Below are 16,986 nucleotides of genomic sequence, written 5' to 3'. Positions count from 1 at the left end.
GCCGACCTCTCATGAATCACGCAAAACCGCTCTTGGGAATCCTCAAAACGCTCCCAGAACTAAAAAACTGCCAAAGTAGTGCTAGCCGCCCGCGCCATCGTCCATCATCGTGCCGGTGAGCGCCTCATAGGCTCTGCTGCACACCTGAGAACCCGGACAATCCTTCACGATAAGTACTGGCGCCACGGTAAGAACCGCCGCGGCAAGGATTTGCAGGAAAAGACCGACGGCGCTTACCTTCCTGCCGAACGCGCCGGCCAAGAAAAAGTAGAGACCCTGGGCCATGCAGGCTGCCGTCAGAATGCCCAGAAGCGTGCTGGTCGCTCTTGCGAAGGGCGTTATGTAGCCGTCGGGAAAACCCGACATGCCGAGATCCATCGACCATTGCAGCGCCAGCATGACGCTCAGCGCTGACCAGACAAGGGCCGTCGTACGAGTGAACAGCGTCTGCTTTGGTTTGTTGCTCGGATCGGCCATCGGATCACGTCGGAATTGCTTGCCGGGACATGCGCAAGTTCTGGGTCAAATCAGTGAGACGTTGCCGCCGGCATGGCGTTCGAGCCGGGCGGCGAGGTCGAGCTCCAGCAGCACCATGAACACTTGGGCGGGATGCAGGCCGGTGTGGCGGATGATCTCGTCCACTGATACCGGCGTCGGGCCGAGCGCTTCGACGACGCGGTCGCGATCGTCCTCGCGCGGCGGCGGTGTTGCCGAAAAGTCGGGCGGCTCTTCAAGCGGCGATGTCCTTGGCGACCAGCCGCCGACCAGCGGCGCTATGGCACTGGTGATATCGGCGGCCTCGGTCACAAGGGTGGCGCCGTCCTTGAGCAGGCCATTGGCGCCGGCGGCGCGCGGATCGAGCGGTGAACCGGGAACGGCGAAAACCAGCCGCCCCATCTCGCCGGCGAGGCGGGCGCTGATCAGCGAGCCGGAGCGCTGTGCGGCCTCGACCACTACCAATCCCAATGCAGCACCGGCGACGAGCCGGTTGCGGCGCGGAAAGTCCTGTGCGCGCGGCTGCCAGCCAAACGGCATTTCGGAAATGATGGCGCCGCCATGCTCGGCGATCTCGTCGCACAGGTCGGCATTTTCGGGCGGGTAGGGCAAATCGAGGCCGCCGGCGAGCACGCCGATCGTGCCGGTCGAAAGGCTGCCCTGGTGCGCGGCTGTATCGATGCCGCGCGCCAGGCCGGAAACAATGCCATAGCCGTCGCGGCCGAGATCCGCCGCCAGCATCCGCGCCATCTTGATGCCTGCCAGCGATGCGTTGCGAGCGCCGACGATGGCGACCGCTGGCAAGCGGAACACCGCGCTGTTGCCCCTGACCGCGAGCAGCGGCGGCGGATGATCCATGCTTTTCATCAGTGGCGGATAATCCGCCTCGCCGATGCCGACGAAGCGGGCGCCGGCCCGCCGGGCCGTCTCCAACTCCGCCTCGACCTCGGCAATGGACGGGATGCGGACGATTTTTCTGGCGCCACCCGAAATCATCAGCTCGGGCAGCATCGATAACGCTGCTTCGGCCGAACCGAACCGGTTGATCAGGTCGCGAAAGGAAGCCGGGCCGACATTCGGCGTGCGGATCAGACGAAGCCAGCTCAGCCGCTGCCGGTCGCTGAGGCGCGGCCCGGCGTCGGGCTCGCTCACTCTTTGGCCCCGATCTTACCCTCGGTGCCGGCAAGCAGCCGCGCAATGTTGGCGCGGTGCTTTACGATGACGATGAGGCTCATCGCCGTGAAAAGCCCGGCAATCTGCTGGGTGCTCAGGAAATACAGGGCAACGGGCACGACGACCGCTGCCGTCAGTGCCGCAAGCGAGGAGAAGCGGAACAGGAAGGCCACCGCCAGCCAGACGACGGCGAAGATAAGCGCCACTTGCCAGGCAAGGCCGATTAGCACGCCGAGGTAAGTGGCGACGCCCTTGCCCCCCTTGAAGCCGAGCCAGACCGGAAAAAGATGACCTGAAAACGCGCCGAATCCGGCCCAAAGTCCGAGCTCGGGCGCAAAGCGGCCTGCGATCAACACCGCCGCGGTGCCCTTCAGCGCATCGAGCAGCAGCGTGGCCGCGGCCAAGCCCTTGTTGCCGGTGCGCAGCACATTGGTGGCGCCGATGTTGCCGGAGCCGATGTTGCGCACGTCGCCGAGGCCGGCGGCACGGGTTATCAGCAGGCCAAACGGGATCGAGCCGAGAAGATAGCCGAACACCAATGCCAAGACGGGACTGTAAACCATTGTTCCCCCGAACTTTCCTTGGCTGAGCGAAGTTGAAGACCTGACACCCGCTTCGTCTTAGGCCGAAAACACTGTGCGGCCCGCCACCATCGTTTGCAAGACCTTGCCTTGCAGTCGCGCGCCTTCGAAACAGGTGTTTTTCGAGCGTGAGCGGATGCCGCTCTCGCTAACGACCCATGGCTCGTCCAGATCGACGAGCGCAAGGTCGGCCAATGCCCCCGGTTTCAGCGTGCCGCCGGGCAGGCTGAACAATCTTGCCGGCGCGGTCGACAGTGTCTCGATCAGCCGCAGCAGCATCACGTCGCCATTGTGATAGAGCCGCAGCGCTGCGCCCAGCAGCGTTTCCAGCCCGATGGCGCCGGCCGCAGCATCGGCAAAGGGCAGGCGCTTGGTGTCGACGTCCTGCGGGTCGTGCGAGGAGACGATGAGGTCGATGGTGCCGTCCTTGATCGCTTCGATCATCGCCAGCCGGTCTTCCTCGGCGCGCAGCGGCGGCGTCAGCCGGAAGAAGGTGCGGTACTCGCCGACATCGTTCTCGTTGAGCGACAGATTGTGGATCGACACGCCGGATGTGACATTGGCGCCTTCGGCCTTGGCTCGCGTCACAGCAGCCGCCGCCATCGCCGTCGAGATCTTGGCCGCGTGATAGGCGCCGCCGGTCAGCCGCGCCAGCGCCAGATCGCGCTCCAGCGGGATGGATTCGGCCTCGCGCGGAATACCGGCAAGGCCGAGCCAACTTGCATATAGGCCTTCATTCATCACGCCTGACGAGGCGAGATCGGCATCCTGGGTTTCGTGGGCGATCACGCCACCGAAATCGCGCGCATAGGTCAGCGCCCGGCGCATCACCAGCGCGCTGGATATGATGTGGCGACCGTCAGTGAAGGCGACCGCGCCGGCTTCGAGGAGCAGGCCGAACTCGGTCATCTCACGGCCTTCGAGACCCTTGGTGATCGCCGCTGCCGGAAAGATGTTGACGATGGCTGTATCCTTGGCGGTGCGCAGCACAAACTCGACCAATGCGACATTGTCGATCACCGGGTCGGTATCGGGCATCATCACAATCGAGGTGACGCCGCCGGCCGCTGCCGCCACGCTGGCCGAGGCGATGGTCTCCCGGTGTTCGCCGCCCGGTTCGCCGATGAAGACACGCGCATCGATCAGGCCGGGGATGATCGCCTTGCCGGCGCACTCGATGATCGTGGCGGCTTCGGGCGCGCCCTGGTTCAAGGCCGCCTTGCCAGCGGCAACAATTTTGCGCCCTTCGACGATGACGGTGCCGATCTCATCGATGCCGCGCGATGGGTCGACGATGCGGGCGCGGCTGAAGACCGTTATGCTCATCGGCCCCGACCCTCGTGGTTTCGACGCGGGTCGAGCAGCGCTTCCATCACCGCCATGCGTACGGCGACGCCCATCTCAACCTGTTCCTGGATGACGCTTTGCGGGCCGTCGGCGATCTCCGAGGCGATCTCGACGCCGCGGTTCATCGGGCCGGGATGCATAACCAGCGCACCGTCCTTGGCCGCCTTCAGCTTCTCGGCGTCGAGGCCGAAATAGCGGAAATATTCGCGCACCGACGGTACGAAAGCGCCTTCCATGCGTTCGCGCTGCAGGCGCAGCATCATTACCACGTCGGCGTCCTTCAGACCCTCGGCCATGGAACGGGTGACGATGACGCCCATCTTCTCGATGCCGGCGGGCAAAAGCGTCGAAGGGGCGACGACCCTGACCTGGGCACCAAGCGCGTTGAGCAGGATGATATTGGAGCGGGCCACGCGCGAATGCAGGATGTCGCCGCAGATCGCCACGATCAGCTTCGACAGCGGACCCTTGGCGCGGCGGATGGTCAGTGCGTCGAGCAGCGCCTGGGTAGGGTGCTCATGGGCGCCGTCGCCGGCATTGACCACCGAGCAGCCGACTTTTTGGGCAAGAAGTGCTGCCGCGCCGGCCGATTGATGGCGGATGATCAATATGTCGGGACGCATGGCATTCAGCGTCATCGCAGTATCGATCAGCGTCTCGCCCTTTTTCACCGAAGAGCTCGCTACGGACATGTTCATGACGTCGGCGCCGAGCCGTTTGCCGGCCAGCTCGAACGACGATTGCGTACGGGTCGAGGCTTCGTAGAACAGATTGATCTGGGTGCGGCCGCGCAGCGTCGATGTCTTCTTGTCCGATTGCCGCGAGATGGCAACGGCCCGGTCCGCCCGGTCGAGCAGAAGCTCTATGTCGGCGGGGGAAAGATCGCGGATGCCCAGAAGATGGCGGTGGGGATAAAGTGGCAGGGACGATGCGTCGGTCATCTCAAGTCGCTGCTATAGGGGGGAGGCTCCGCGGCTGCAAGCATCGGCTTGGGATTGGATCGGTTCTCCCCGGGATTTTCGTCGCGCGCCGCTGGCCATAGGCTATAAACCGCCTTGGCTTTGGATTCGCAGCCTTCAGGTGATAAGGACGAAGCGTGACTGACGACGTGACCAACCAGCCGCCGCCGCTGGCCGGCGGCAACGCCTGGCGGGGCGATCCGTTGCTGATCCAGCTTGCCGAGCGCTTTTCCGATCCGGTGCGTAAGGACCTCGACGGGCTTGGCCGTTTCGTTCTGACCCATGAAGCGCAGGAACTGGCTCGTCTTGCCAATGTCGAGACGCCGAAGCTCAGGACCCATGATCGCCAGGGCCGGCGCATCGACCAGGTCGAGTTCCATCCCGCCTATCACGCGCTCATGCGCCGCTCTGTTGCCAACGGGCTGCATTCGTCGGTTTGGGAGAATGGCGACGCCGAGATCGGCCGTCGCCACCAGGTGCGCGCCGCGCGCTTTTATCTCACGGCTGAGCTCGAGACCGGGCATCTCTGCCCGATCACCATGACCAGCGCTTCGCTGGCAGCGCTGATGGCCAGCCCGAAGCTGTTTCGCGAATGGGCGCCGCGGGTGACGACGCGCAAGTACGATCAAAGCCAAAAGCCGCCGGTCGAAAAAGCAGGGCTGACACTCGGCATGGGCATGACCGAGAAGCAAGGCGGCACCGATGTCCGCTCCAACGTCACCAAGGCGGAGCGCGCCGGCAGCGGGTTTTATCGCCTGACCGGCCACAAATGGTTCATGTCGGCGCCGATGTCGGATGCCTTCCTGGTGCTCGGACAGGTGCCGGAGGGACTGTCGTGCTTTCTCGTGCCCCGCTTGCTCGGCGACGGATCCGGTAACGGCTTCCGTTTTCAACGGCTGAAGGACAAGCTCGGCAACCGCTCCAATGCCTCGTCGGAGGTGGAATTCGTCAGTGCCATCGGCGAGATGGTCGGCGAGCCCGGCGCCGGCGTGAAGACGATCATGGATATGGTGACCCTGACGCGGCTCGACTGCGCTGTCGCCTCGTCGGCGATCATGCGGGCCGGACTGGCCGAGGCTGTCCACCACACGCGCCACCGCAAGGTGTTTGGAACCAATCTGATCGAGCAGCCGCTGATGCAGCGTGTGTTGGCCGATATGGCGCTCGACGTTGCCGCCGCTACCGCGCTGTCGTTCCGGCTGGCGCGCTCCTTCGACGAGGCGGCCGGCGACCGCGGCGAGGCGGCCTTCGCCCGCGCCATGACGCCTGTCGTCAAATACTGGGTCTGCAAGATTGCGCCGCCGCTGCTCTATGAAGCGATGGAGTGCCTCGGCGGCAATGGCTATGTCGAGGAGGGGCCGCTCGCCCGCTACTATCGCGAAGCTCCGGTCAACGCGATCTGGGAAGGTTCAGGCAACGTCATGGCGCTCGACGTGTTGCGCGTGCTCGGCCGCGCGCCGGGCCTGTTCGACGACGTGCTGGCCGGCATCGACCGCGATCTAGGCGCCGGCGGACGCGGCACCGTCGGCGTGCTCAAGGCGGCAATGCAGGTCGCAGCAACCGACGAGGGCTCGGCGCGGCTGTTGACCGAGCAATTGGCATTGTCGGCGGCGGCGGCAGAGCTTCGCAGGCTGGGGGCAGGGCGGATCGCCGACGCCTTCGTGGAAACGCGCCTCGCCGGCCAGTGGCGCAATACCTATGGCATGATCGATTCGCGCCATGATGCCCGCATGATCATCGATACGCTCTACCCGCCGATCAACTAGGTGCCGTCGCCAAACTCGCTGCCGCTCTCGCGCCCCTGTGGATGGCCGTTAACCTTAACGAATGGTTTCCGTTGCGGCGGCCGGTGGCAAAGCCCAATGTTATGGTTAAGGCAAGGACTGTTCAGCTTGAGCGGCTTTGCCCTGCGAAGCGGGAGCGTCATGCGGCATATTCTGAGCTCTTTTCTGGCATTGCATTGGGCGGCCGTTTTCGCCCTGCTGGCGTTCATCTGCATCGACGGGAATCGAGGCGTGGCGACGGCCCTTGGCGTACTGGGCGTTCCCGTCCAGAACACTCGATTTGCCGATCTCGAAAACGCCGTCGTCGTGGCACCGCTCGCCGTGGCACTGCTTGTCGTCGCGGTGTTGTTCTGCTGGGCCTTTGTTGAAGCACTGACCAGCCACGCGACCAACCCGGATCCTGCCGACAGCGTCGTGCGGATCGCCTTCATCTCCGCCTTGGGCGTGCTGTCGCTGATAGTCATCGGCGGCGCCGCGCAAGGCATCAATGGGCTGTTCATGGTTGTTGCGGTGCAATTGGCGGCACTTCTGGCGTCCTATGTCGCGATGCTCGCCGAGCGGCGGTCGGCCGTTGCCGCGGCAGTTCCAGGGACCGGCGACATCCGAGCGGCCGCGCATGTCATGGCCAAGGCAGCGGCGCATAATTCCTCGCTTGCCCGCATTTCCGGCCGGCTGGATTCGAGGGACGACCGCTGATGCGCACCTTGTTCGCGCTTTGGGCGGCTCCGCTCCTCTTGTTTTGGGGCTGGTTCTTTCTGTCGCTCAACGACATCAATTTCGGCTACGTCATGCTGAGCCGTCAATTGCACGATCTCGTCTTCCAGCTCTATGGACAGATGCTCGGCGTCGATCCGGCACTCATTCCGGGCATGGTGGCGAAAGCTTGCGTGTTCGATGGGCTGCTGCTGACGGGGTTCTGGGCATTTCGCCGCCGCAAGGCAATTGGTGGCTGGATCACGGCGATGCGCAACCGCTATTTCGACCAGGCATCGACGCCGAGCACCTGAAGCATATGCATGAGGCTTTGAAAAATATACCCGCTCGAATCCTCGACGTAGCGATTGGGGCGCTAACCCAAGCTAATCAACATGCGGTTTATTACGATCCTGGCATGGATCACTGGACCGATATGTCTGTTCTAAACGCCGCCATGGCCGGCGAATTGTTCATCAAAGCGATCGTAGCAAAGGAGCATCCGCTCCTAATATTTCGCGACCTATTTCAACTCGACGACCCGGTCAATCAAGATTTAAAAATCGAACATATCATCGAGAAGGGAAAGACCTACAATTTTGAACATCTTGCAAAACTGCTCTGGGTAGCTACCGGCGAACGCCTTCCCGACTTGGATAGCTTTGAAAAGTTGCGCAAAGCGCGCAATGCTATCCAGCATTTTTGCTCGCCTGGCGAGAACGTGGACCTTCGTAGGCTCGCGCTAAGTTCTTGTACAAGAATATAAATCCACTCATAAACAAACATTTTGGTCTGTGCGCTGTCGAACATCACGAAGATCACAGTGTTGGCTACGACTATGTCGTTGACTGCGTCATCGGCCACGAACTGCTTTTCTCAATTCCCGATAAATTCGAGGTTACTGAGATCGATCTAGCTGAAGCAATTGACGGCACGAGCCAGGAGTACCGCAAAGTGCTCAAGGCACATTTCGCGGCCAGTGGGCTGAACCTGGAGGAGATAGCTCGACGCTCATGAGCAAAAGGGCACCACTTGATGCTCAAGGCTTTCGCACGATTGTTGCGCAGGAAGAGGACATCAACGCCGAACGAATTCACTATTGCTACCAAATTGGTTCCACGTTCGTGCATCTCTCTCTGATGGAGGATGCCATCATCAATGCGATGTCGATTTGTGGCCGGATTAAGGTGTCGAAGCTCCTCGGAGCCGATAGCGCCGCGTGGGAACTGATCCAGAAGCGAGACCAGCTTCAAAGCTCGACCCTAGGAAATCTTATCACGACCTTGTCGAAGCATGGGGTGGCACATGCAGGTATCGCATACCTCAATGGGTGAAATCGAAACGCGACTTCTTCGTTCACCGCCTCTTCAATGAGGGCGCGTGGCCGGGAGAGCTAGGCTTTCGGGCCCTTCAACGGCAGTGTCGAATGCTCCTTTTTCTAGACTAGAGGCCATTTTCGCACGCGCAAGCCAAAAAATCTGGAAGATTTTTAGCCGTGCGAATCTGATGGAGTATGTCGATCTCGGCCCTGATGGAGCTCTCTTGATACCAACAGATTTGGCCAAGAAGCTTCAAAGCTAGCTTTCTCAGCAAAGAATCCCGGTCGGACGGGGCACGCAGCAACGTGCGACAATACAAACATCGCAATCCGTGTTTCGCGATATGGAATTCTCCAGCATGCCAAGGCGCGCCAAGCGATAGGGGTCACGCATCTCCGCCACTTAGCATTTTCCGTAATTCATGATGTGAATATCATCGTGAAATTCATGAAAATATGTTTGACTTTTGCCGAGCGTCTTGGCTATCTGATATTCATCGGATGTATGCGGAGGAAGATTTGGCAGGAAAAAATGAGAAACGTGAAAATTTTGTAAGACTGGCGGAAGGGCGTACCCAGCTTGCGCTGGACGCTATCAGGAAAATCGGCAATCTTTCGAACAGTCGAGCGTACGAATACACGGATGCTGATGTTAAAACGATCGTCAAAGCCTTGCGTGACGCGACGACGGAAATAGAGCGAAAATTCAGTTCCACCACAGGTGAGACTTTCAACAAGTTCAAGCTCAAGGGGCAACCGCAGTGAAAGCCGAACCGCTTAACATCAACGACAAACGGTTCCTTATTAATCGCCTGATTGAACAGGCGCCTGTCAGCACCCTAATTCGAGAGTTCTTCAAGAACGCAGATGAAAGCGCGGCGCTGGCACCGGTCGGAAATCGGCGCATCGAGATTTATCCTGTCGAGATCGATAGAGTGCGCAAATTAGCCTTCTGGAATACCGGTCCTGGCATGGACGGTGCGGAGCTTAAGAGGGCGACCGACCTATCCTCATCGATCGGCAAGGACATGGCTCTTGATGCCAATTTTGGGATCGGAGCCAAAGTGTCCGGACTGACGATGTCTAAGGCCGGGATCAGATATCGTTCATGCAAGAACGGCTCAGTGTCCGAAATAACCATCGGCTACGACAAGGAAGAAGGCACATATGTCCGCTTCCCTGCGATGCTGCCGGACGGCAGTTACGATACCGTCTATGACGTCACTGCGGCGGCTGTCGCCGAAGGCAGACAAACGCAATACGACTGGACCGAAGTGATTCTTTTCGGTGAAAGCGAGGATCATGACACCGTCGCGGAACCTTTGGGCAGAGGAAAATCTGTCGATCGCAGCTATGTACCAAGTACCATCTTTCGTCGCTTCGCCGCCTTCTCCGAGGGAGTTGAAGTTCGCATCGACGTCGCGATGACCAAAGGAGGCGGCAAAGATGAAACTGGCAAATACCGGCAACTCAGACCACTCGCGGACGTTCTCGATAAGCTGCCCAATAGCCAGCGCGTCCACGACGCTGACACCGGCCTGACTATCCATTACATTCACGACCCGAAGCACCCGATGTCGAGTCATTCGCTCAGTGCTCGAGCCAATCCGGCAACCTCGTCCACCACCTTCTGCGCGGTGGTGCATAAGAGCGAACGCTATGACATCAAAACCAGCAAAGCTTGGTCAGCAGCAGCACCGAAATTCGGTATCCCGTTTGGCTCGAAGGTGCTTACGGTTGAAATCGAAATCCCTGACACGATGGCGCTTTCCAACCAATATCGCGATGGGCTCATGTGGCCCAAAGACCGTGCACCACTGACCGCAGAAAACTTTGTCGACTATGTCCGGGAGTTGATGCCGGATTGGGTGAAAGATGTCATTCGATCCGAGTCACCGGAATCCGATGACAATCTGGATGACATCCAAACCGACCTCCAAAAACTTTTAGATGAGTTTCGCGTGCCTACGGTGGCGTTCAAACCTTCTAGAAACTTTAGCGCGTTGAACATGGAAAGCCACTTTGAGGGTAGCGACGCAAGCGAGCGCGTAGATATCGACCAAGATCTTCCTGGGAACACTGAATTCATCGGCCCCGATGAGCCGACTGGCCGCAATGGTGCACGTGCTACGCAGGAAAAAGTTCGCAAAGCACCAGCCGGTTCTAAGCCCTCCAAAGCGATGCAGGCGCTGGAGCGCGTGCCCACCATCACGATCCTGTTAGACCCCGATGAGATTTCCGACAAGGGCGTAAAAGGCCGTGCTGGACGATACTACAGCGAATCTCAAACGCTCTTTGTCAATGGCCTGTACCCAATCATAGAACGTATGGCCGCCGATTTGGAACGGGAACTCGTAGGCACGGGGGAGCCCGAGGTTGTGCGATCGGAATGCCTCCGTGCAGCACGCCGATCAGCGGCGTTTCGCGTCGGGAAAGTGACTTGCTACGCCATCAGCAAGCGTCTTTCTGACGACTGGTCGGCCGACGATCTTGAAGGGGCAACATCTCCCGAATCTCTTTCAATGGCGGCGGACGATTACAAGCAAGGTCTACAAACAGCCAAAAAATTGGCGCGCGAAATGATTAAAGCTTCCAAGCTCGAAAGGGTTGATGCAGCGTGACGGGCCACTGATGTGCACGGAGGAGCCTTTTCCCGATTGCGCCAATCGCACCGCGGCAGGTAAGCGATGATGACGGCTTCAGAAGATCAATACAGAGGGCATTTCAAGATTGGCAGGTGCAATCTTCCAGACAAGTTGACAACTTGTCGGCCCTCAGTCGCGTCGAAGTCCTTTCGGAAAAATTCGTTCATATTCGCGACGAACAGATACGGGCCATCCTTGGCGTGTCGAAGGGTGGTGAAAAACTAGCGATCTGCGAAGCAATTGGTCTTGGCGTTAAGGGTTTGCAAGCAGGCTCTGAAGCCGGTCGAGAACACCCTGTAGGATGAAGGCCGCAGCTGCCGAATCGATCTTGCCGGCGCGTTTCTTGCGGGAAAAATCCATCTCGATCAACGTCCGCTCGGCCGCCACCGTCGACAGCCTCTCGTCCCAGAAGACGAAGGGCAGATCGGTCAATCCAGCCATATTGCGCACGAAAGCGCGGGATTTTTGGGCGCGCGCGCCTTCCGAGCCGTCCATATTGATGGGGAGGCCGATCACCACGGCGCCGGCATTTTCCTTCTGTAGCAGAGCGAGCAGCACTGCGGCATCGAGCGAGAATTTCCTGCGCATGATGACAGCGCGCGGGTGGGCGAAGGACAAGCCGCGATCGGAAACCGCCACGCCGATCGTCTTATCGCCGAGGTCGAGACCGGCCAGGGTCTTGCCGCCGCCGAGCCGGGCCGGCAACTCCTCGATGGTGATGATGCCCAATGGCTTTTCCTTTGACCGCGACGCCGCACGTCCTATACGCGCAAAGCGTGCGCGGCACTTTAATTTCGCCGTCGGCGTTCTATCCTCTACCGAAGCAAAAATCGAGGAAAGCATTGATGAAACTGACCTGGTACGGACATTCGGCATTCCGAATCGAAATCGAAGGCGCGAAAATCCTCATCGACCCCTATCTGGTCGGTAATCCGTCGTGGACGGGTGGGTGGGAAGGGCCGGCCGAAGGGGTCACGCACGTGTTGCTCACCCATGGCCACAGCGACCACATCAGCGGCGCCATCGAAGTGCTCAAGAAGAGCGGCGCGATGCTGGTCGCCAATTTCGAGATTTGCATGTACCTGGTCGGCAAGGGCGTCGGTAACAAGCAGATCAATCCCGGCAATATCGGCGGTACGGTCGATTGCAGCGGCTTCACCACCACCTTCGTTCAGGCTCTGCATTCATCGTCGTTTCCGGGCGAGGGCGGCCAGAATACCTATCTCGGCAATCCGGGCGGGCTTGTCCTGCACTTCCCCGAGGACAAGACGCTTTATCACATGGGCGACACCGACATCTTTTCCGACATGGCCCTGATCAACGAGTTGCATGAACCGAAGATCGGCATCGTGCCGATCGGCGATCGCTTCACCATGGGCGGCGCGGTGGCAGCCCTTGCCTGCCAGCGTTTCTTCAAGTTCGAGACGGTCGTTCCCGCTCACTTCGGCACATTTCCGATGATAGATCAGACCGCCGACAAATTCGTGGCCGGGCTGGACGGATCGGGTGTGAAAGTGGCGTTGCCGAAGATCGGCGAGACGATTACGCTGTAGCGACAGCGAACCGGAATGACGACATGGATCTGAGAAACTCTCTTTGCATTTCCATGCTGGTTGCCGCGTCGCCGGCGCTGGCCGCCGAGGATTTCATCAACGGGGTCTATCTGCAATCGGAGGATCTCTGCGCGCAGGCCAAAAAGGATACGCTGCAGACGGTGATCGAGGGCGGCAATATCGTGCTGTCGGCAAATGGGCTGGAAAGCATCGAATATAATTGTGAATTCCTGCAGATCACCAAAGCGACACGCTCACCAAGCTGGGCGGTGACCGCTATATGCCAGGAGCCGGGCTACGTCTTTCCCGATGTTCTCTCACTGACACAGATGAGCCCGAAGCAGATCGACCTGGTATCGGTACGGCCTGCCGCCGACGAAGGCGAGCAGAGCGGTAACGGCGGCAGTTATTTCCTCTGCGACGGCGTCACGATGCCATAGGGCAGTTGTCGGCACGATGCATGTTGCGCGGCACGCGCTGCGCCGCTATAGCGCTGGTTTTCCCCGAGGCACAAACATGTCCGTTGATATAAAAACCGTGAAGCGCGTCGCGCACCTTGCCCGTATTGCGGTGAGCGAGGAGGATGCAGAGCGTATGACCGGCGAATTGAACGCCATTTTGGGCTTTGTCGAGCAGTTGAATGAGGTCGATGTTTCCAGCGTCGAGCCGATGACCTCGGTCACGCCGATGGCAATGAAAAAGCGCCAGGACGTCGTCACCGACGGCGGCAAGGCAGCTGACATCGTCGCCAACGCGCCAGCGACCGACGAGAATTTCTTCCTTGTGCCGAAGGTCGTGGAGTAGCAGGCCGATGGCAATCGACATCGCCGCTGAGACGCCGCTGCAGGACGATGTGCGTGGGCTGGTCGAAGAGCTGAACGCCACATTGCTGGAGCTGACGCCGCCGGAGCATTGCTATCATTTGACCGTCGAGCAGATGGCGGATCGCGACACGACCGTTTTCATCGCCCGCGATGACGGCCTTGCCATCGCTTGCGGCGCACTGAAGCGCCACGATGCTGTGGTCGGCGAGGTCAAGCGAATGTATACGCGACCTTCGCATCGCGGCCGCAAGATCGGCGCGAAGATTGTCGAGCGTATCGAGGCGCTGGCGCGCCAAGAAGGGCTTAAGCGTCTGGTGCTGGAGACGGGGGACCGTCATCCCGCCGCCTGGACCGTCTACGAACGCGCCGGTTTTTCCCGCTGCGGCCCGGTACTGGATTATCCCGATTCCGAGTGGTCGGTATTTTACGAAAAGAGCCTTGCCTGATGACCGACCTGACCCAACTGACGATTTCGCAGGCCCGCGCCAAATTGCGTTCCAGGGAGATCACCGCCACCGAAGTCACCGAGGCCTATCTATCGGCGATCGAGCGAGCCAATCCGGCGCTCAATGCCTATGTCGTGGTCACCGACGACAAGGCGCGCGACATGGCCAAGGCCTCCGACGCGAAATTGGCCAAGGGCGAGGGCGGGTCGCTCGAGGGTATCCCGCTCGGCATCAAGGATTTGTTCGGCACCGAAGGCGTCCACACCCAGGCCTGCAGCCATGTGCTAGACGGCTTCATGCCGCGCTACGAATCGACGGTCACGGCCAATCTGTGGGCGGATGGCGCCGTCATGCTCGGCAAGCTCAACATGGACGAGTTCGCCATGGGCTCGTCCAACGAGACCTCGTATTATGGGCCCGTGATCAACCCGTGGCGGCGTTCGCGCCTCGACACGGTGGTGATGCCGACGACACATCAGGGCGAGGGTGGCTTCGTTTCGGCGTGCGGCACCAGGACCGCGCGCACGTTGGACAATGCCCAACTGGTGCCGGGCGGTTCGTCCGGTGGATCGGCATCAGCCGTCTCGGCCTTCCTGTGCGCAGGCGCCACCGCCACCGACACCGGCGGCTCGATCCGCCAGCCCGCCGCCTTCACTGGCACAGTCGGCATCAAGCCGACCTATGGCCGCTGCTCGCGCTGGGGGATCGTAGCGTTCGCCTCGTCGCTCGACCAGGCCGGGCCGATCGCGCGCGACGTCCGCGATGCCGCGATCCTGTTGAAGTCGATGGCTTCGGTCGACCCGAAGGACACGACGTCCGTCGACCTGCCGGTGCCGGACTACGAGGCGGCGATCGGCCGCCCGATCAAGGGCATGAAGGTCGGCATCCCCAAGGAATATAGAGTCGACGGCATGCCCGCGGAGATCGAGGCGCTGTGGCAGAAAGGCATTGCCTGGCTGCGGGATGCCGGCGCCGAGATCGTCGATATCTCGCTGCCGCACACCAAATACGCGCTGCCGGCCTATTACATCGTGGCGCCTGCCGAAGCCTCGTCCAACCTCGCCCGTTACGACGGGGTCCGCTATGGGTTGCGCGTGCCCGGCAAGGACATTGTCGACATGTATGAAAAGACCCGCGCCGCCGGCTTCGGGCGCGAGGTCAAGCGCCGCATCATGATCGGCACCTATGTGCTTTCCGCCGGCTACTACGATGCCTACTATCTACAGGCGCAGAAGGTTCGAACCCTGATCAAGCGCGACTTCGAAAATGTGTTCGCCGCAGGCGTCGACGTCATCCTGACGCCGGCAACGCCTTCCGCCGCCTTCGGCATCGCCGACGAGGACATGGCCGCCGACCCGGTCAAGATGTATCTCAACGACATTTTTACGGTGACAGTGAACATGGCCGGCCTGCCCGGCATAGCGGTTCCGGCTGGGCTCGACGCCAAGGGGCTGCCGCTCGGCCTGCAGCTGATCGGCCGGCCCTTCGACGAGGAAACGCTGTTCCAGACCGCCCATGTCATCGAACAGGCGGCCGGCACATTTCAGCCGGATAAATGGTGGTAGGATCGTTTCTCATCTGAGGGGGTGAGGGATGTTCTTCTATGTCTCCAAGATTCTCTGGTTCTTCGTTCAGCCGTTGAATCTCGCGATCTTCCTGCTGCTGGCGGGGCTGGTCGCGGCGATGTTCGGCCGGCGGCGATTGGCGGCCGTTGGCAGCACTCTCGCCTTCCTCATCCTTGTTGTTGCGACATGGAGCCCGCTCGGCCCCATGATGCTAAATCCGCTGGAGGAGCGCTTCCCCAGGCCGCCGCTGCCGGAAAAGGTCGACGGTATCATAGTGCTTGGCGGCAGTCTGGATGGTGCCGTCAATCTGGTGCGTGGCGGCTATGAAATGAACTCCAGTGGCGACCGGATGGTCGAGGCGGCCGTGCTGGCGCGGCGGTTTCCGACAGCGAAAGTCGTTATCTCCGGTGGCAGCATCGAAATCTTCCGCGGAGGCGAAGGCGATGCAGATACCGCACCGCGTCTTTTTGCCGCTCTCGGCGTGGCGGCCGATCGGCTGATCCTCGAGAGCAAATCCCGCAACACCTACGAGAACGCTGTCTTTACCAGGGAACTGGTGATGCCGAAACCAGGCGAGACCTGGTTGCTGGTGACCTCGGCCTTCCACATGCCACGCGCCAAGGCGCTGTTCGACAAAGCCGGCTTTTCGACCATTCCGTGGCCAGTCGACTATCGCACCTCCGGTAGGGAAGGCATCGCCACGTTCCCCTATCCCGGCGACTGGCTGGAGGTCACCACTGTTGCGATCCGCGAATGGATAGGGCTCACCGCCTACTGGCTGTCGGGCCGCATCGATCGGCCTTTTCCCGGGCCGGGCGGCTGACCGAGCACCGCCTGCCGCGCCGCCGAGAAAAACTGGCGGCGCACCAGCACCGCCAGCAGCAGCAGCGTCGAAAGCACGAAAACGGCGGGATCGACGAACCAGCCAAGATAGCCAATCGAGAAGAACACGCCGCGCAGGCCCGAATTGAAATGCTTCCCGGCCAGCATGTTCATGCGCGCCGCACGCCAGACTGCCGTTTCGGTGACCGGATTGCGCGACGCCTCGCCATGCGGAATCGGCACGGCGCCGATCAGGATCGAGCAATAGTTGAACAGCCGGTAAGCCCAGCCGAACTTGAAGAAGGAAAAGGCCAGGATCAGCACCAGGCCGAACACCTTCGTCTGGAACGCCGCGCGTGAGGACGTGGCGCCAAGCGGCAGGTCACTCAGCACGGTCAGAACCTGGTCGGAGGCGCCGAGCAAAGCAAAACAGCCGCCGATCGCAATCAGCGAACTGGAGGCAAAGAAGGCGGTTCCCTGCTGCAGGCCGCTCATGATGGCGGTGTCGACGATGCGGATCTCGCGCTCGGCCATGGTCCGCATCCAGGCCTCGCGCTGCGCGTTCATCGCCCTCGTCAGCGAGACGCGGCTGACCAGCATTCCGTCCGCGGCGAGCGTATGCAGCACCCACGCGGCAAGGAAGAACCCCAGCGCCGCAAGGTCGGCCATCGATAGATGAAAGGAATCGCTCATGCGTTGCTTTTACCACAGGCGGAGGGGACGCTTCGATGGCCGAAGCTGGAATGTCGCTGCCGGAGCAAACAAGGTCGGCAGGTGCAGC

21 protein-coding genes are annotated in these 16,986 nt (G+C 60.7%); 14 read left to right on the top strand and 7 right to left on the bottom strand.

Features of this window, described 5'->3' with window-relative positions:
- Window positions 1-81 precede the first annotated feature (81 nt).
- From NKH42_RS18740 to NKH42_RS18720, 5 genes are read right to left on the bottom strand one after another with little or no spacing between them, the layout of a single operon-like run.
- Entirely contained in the window at window positions 82-477 is a 396-nt protein-coding gene (locus NKH42_RS18740; protein WP_254817343.1) for a hypothetical protein, read from the bottom strand.
- Between the two features lie 45 nt (window positions 478-522).
- Window positions 523-1,647, bottom strand: a complete 1,125-nt coding sequence (dprA, locus tag NKH42_RS18735) for a DNA-processing protein DprA (RefSeq protein WP_352688297.1) — start codon at window positions 1,645-1,647, stop codon at window positions 523-525.
- Window positions 1,644-2,231, bottom strand: a complete 588-nt coding sequence (plsY, locus tag NKH42_RS18730) for a glycerol-3-phosphate 1-O-acyltransferase PlsY (RefSeq protein ID WP_352688299.1) — start codon at window positions 2,229-2,231, stop codon at window positions 1,644-1,646. The genes dprA and plsY overlap by 4 nt, the downstream gene beginning before the upstream one ends.
- Before the next feature lie 57 nt (window positions 2,232-2,288).
- Window positions 2,289-3,575, bottom strand: a complete 1,287-nt coding sequence (locus NKH42_RS18725; protein ID WP_352688301.1) for a dihydroorotase — start codon at window positions 3,573-3,575, stop codon at window positions 2,289-2,291.
- Entirely contained in the window at window positions 3,572-4,537 is a 966-nt protein-coding gene (locus NKH42_RS18720; protein ID WP_352688303.1) for an aspartate carbamoyltransferase catalytic subunit, read from the bottom strand. Before NKH42_RS18720 ends, NKH42_RS18725 begins: the two co-directional genes overlap by 4 nt.
- Before the next feature lie 155 nt (window positions 4,538-4,692).
- On the opposite strand from NKH42_RS18720, the gene NKH42_RS18715 reads away from it, so the two are divergent.
- From NKH42_RS18715 to NKH42_RS18680, 8 genes are all read left to right on the top strand, one after another.
- Window positions 4,693-6,321 (top strand): DNA alkylation response protein, encoded by a 1,629-nt coding sequence (locus tag NKH42_RS18715; RefSeq protein ID WP_352508461.1) that lies wholly within the window; start codon window positions 4,693-4,695, stop codon window positions 6,319-6,321.
- 159 nt (window positions 6,322-6,480) lie between these two features.
- Entirely contained in the window at window positions 6,481-7,035 is a 555-nt protein-coding gene (locus tag NKH42_RS18710; protein WP_254817337.1) for a hypothetical protein, read from the top strand.
- Window positions 7,035-7,346: a DUF6105 family protein gene (locus NKH42_RS18705; protein WP_352478942.1), complete on the top strand. Its 312-nt coding sequence runs from the start codon at window positions 7,035-7,037 to the stop codon at window positions 7,344-7,346. Before NKH42_RS18710 ends, NKH42_RS18705 begins: the two co-directional genes overlap by 1 nt.
- Window positions 7,347-7,351: 5 nt before the next feature.
- Window positions 7,352-7,798, top strand: coding sequence for a hypothetical protein (locus NKH42_RS18700; protein ID WP_352508462.1), 447 nt, complete (start codon window positions 7,352-7,354; stop codon window positions 7,796-7,798).
- Window positions 7,783-8,049, top strand: a complete 267-nt coding sequence (locus NKH42_RS18695) for a hypothetical protein (RefSeq protein WP_352508463.1) — start codon at window positions 7,783-7,785, stop codon at window positions 8,047-8,049. Before NKH42_RS18700 ends, NKH42_RS18695 begins: the two co-directional genes overlap by 16 nt.
- Entirely contained in the window at window positions 8,046-8,366 is a 321-nt protein-coding gene (locus NKH42_RS18690) for a hypothetical protein (RefSeq protein WP_352508464.1), read from the top strand. Before NKH42_RS18695 ends, NKH42_RS18690 begins: the two co-directional genes overlap by 4 nt.
- A 503-nt stretch (window positions 8,367-8,869) precedes the next feature.
- Complete coding sequence (locus tag NKH42_RS18685; protein ID WP_352508465.1) at window positions 8,870-9,115, top strand: hypothetical protein; 246 nt, start codon at window positions 8,870-8,872, stop codon at window positions 9,113-9,115.
- Window positions 9,112-10,971, top strand: a complete 1,860-nt coding sequence (locus tag NKH42_RS18680) for a hypothetical protein (RefSeq protein WP_352751688.1) — start codon at window positions 9,112-9,114, stop codon at window positions 10,969-10,971. The genes NKH42_RS18685 and NKH42_RS18680 overlap by 4 nt, the downstream gene beginning before the upstream one ends.
- Before the next feature lie 276 nt (window positions 10,972-11,247).
- On the opposite strand, the gene ruvX is transcribed toward NKH42_RS18680, so the two are convergent.
- Entirely contained in the window at window positions 11,248-11,724 is a 477-nt protein-coding gene (ruvX, locus tag NKH42_RS18675) for a Holliday junction resolvase RuvX (RefSeq protein WP_352508467.1), read from the bottom strand.
- Window positions 11,725-11,840: 116 nt separating this feature from the next.
- Between ruvX and NKH42_RS18670 the strand changes: the two genes are divergently transcribed.
- The 6 genes from NKH42_RS18670 (at window position 11,841) to NKH42_RS18645 (ending at window position 16,206) form a co-directional block, all read left to right on the top strand.
- The gene (locus tag NKH42_RS18670) at window positions 11,841-12,548 is read left to right on the top strand and encodes a metal-dependent hydrolase (RefSeq protein WP_352508468.1); all 708 of its coding nucleotides are present in this window, start codon (window positions 11,841-11,843) and stop codon (window positions 12,546-12,548) included.
- Window positions 12,549-12,571: 23 nt separating this feature from the next.
- A complete protein-coding gene (locus tag NKH42_RS18665) occupies window positions 12,572-12,988 on the top strand; it encodes a hypothetical protein (protein WP_352478939.1) in 417 nt (138 codons plus the stop codon).
- Window positions 12,989-13,064: 76 nt separating this feature from the next.
- On the top strand, window positions 13,065-13,352 hold the full coding sequence (gene gatC, locus NKH42_RS18660) for an Asp-tRNA(Asn)/Glu-tRNA(Gln) amidotransferase subunit GatC (protein WP_352508470.1): 288 nt from the start codon (window positions 13,065-13,067) through the stop codon (window positions 13,350-13,352).
- Window positions 13,353-13,359: 7 nt separating this feature from the next.
- A complete protein-coding gene (locus tag NKH42_RS18655; RefSeq protein WP_352508471.1) occupies window positions 13,360-13,818 on the top strand; it encodes a GNAT family N-acetyltransferase in 459 nt (152 codons plus the stop codon).
- On the top strand, window positions 13,818-15,383 hold the full coding sequence (locus NKH42_RS18650) for an amidase (RefSeq protein ID WP_352508472.1): 1,566 nt from the start codon (window positions 13,818-13,820) through the stop codon (window positions 15,381-15,383). The genes NKH42_RS18655 and NKH42_RS18650 overlap by 1 nt, the downstream gene beginning before the upstream one ends.
- 28 nt (window positions 15,384-15,411) lie before the next feature.
- Complete coding sequence (locus tag NKH42_RS18645; RefSeq protein WP_352751690.1) at window positions 15,412-16,206, top strand: YdcF family protein; 795 nt, start codon at window positions 15,412-15,414, stop codon at window positions 16,204-16,206.
- Here the strand turns inward: NKH42_RS18645 and NKH42_RS18640 are convergent.
- Window positions 16,155-16,898: a DUF599 domain-containing protein gene (locus NKH42_RS18640; protein ID WP_352508474.1), complete on the bottom strand. Its 744-nt coding sequence runs from the start codon at window positions 16,896-16,898 to the stop codon at window positions 16,155-16,157. The two genes, NKH42_RS18645 and NKH42_RS18640, sit on opposite strands and share 52 nt — an antisense overlap.
- Window positions 16,899-16,986 lie beyond the last annotated feature (88 nt).

The sequence above is a fragment of the Mesorhizobium sp. M1142 genome (assembly GCF_040318565.1).
In the GTDB taxonomy this organism is placed as follows: Bacteria; Pseudomonadota; Alphaproteobacteria; order Rhizobiales; family Rhizobiaceae; genus Mesorhizobium.
This window is presented reverse-complemented; position numbering and strand designations above follow the sequence as displayed.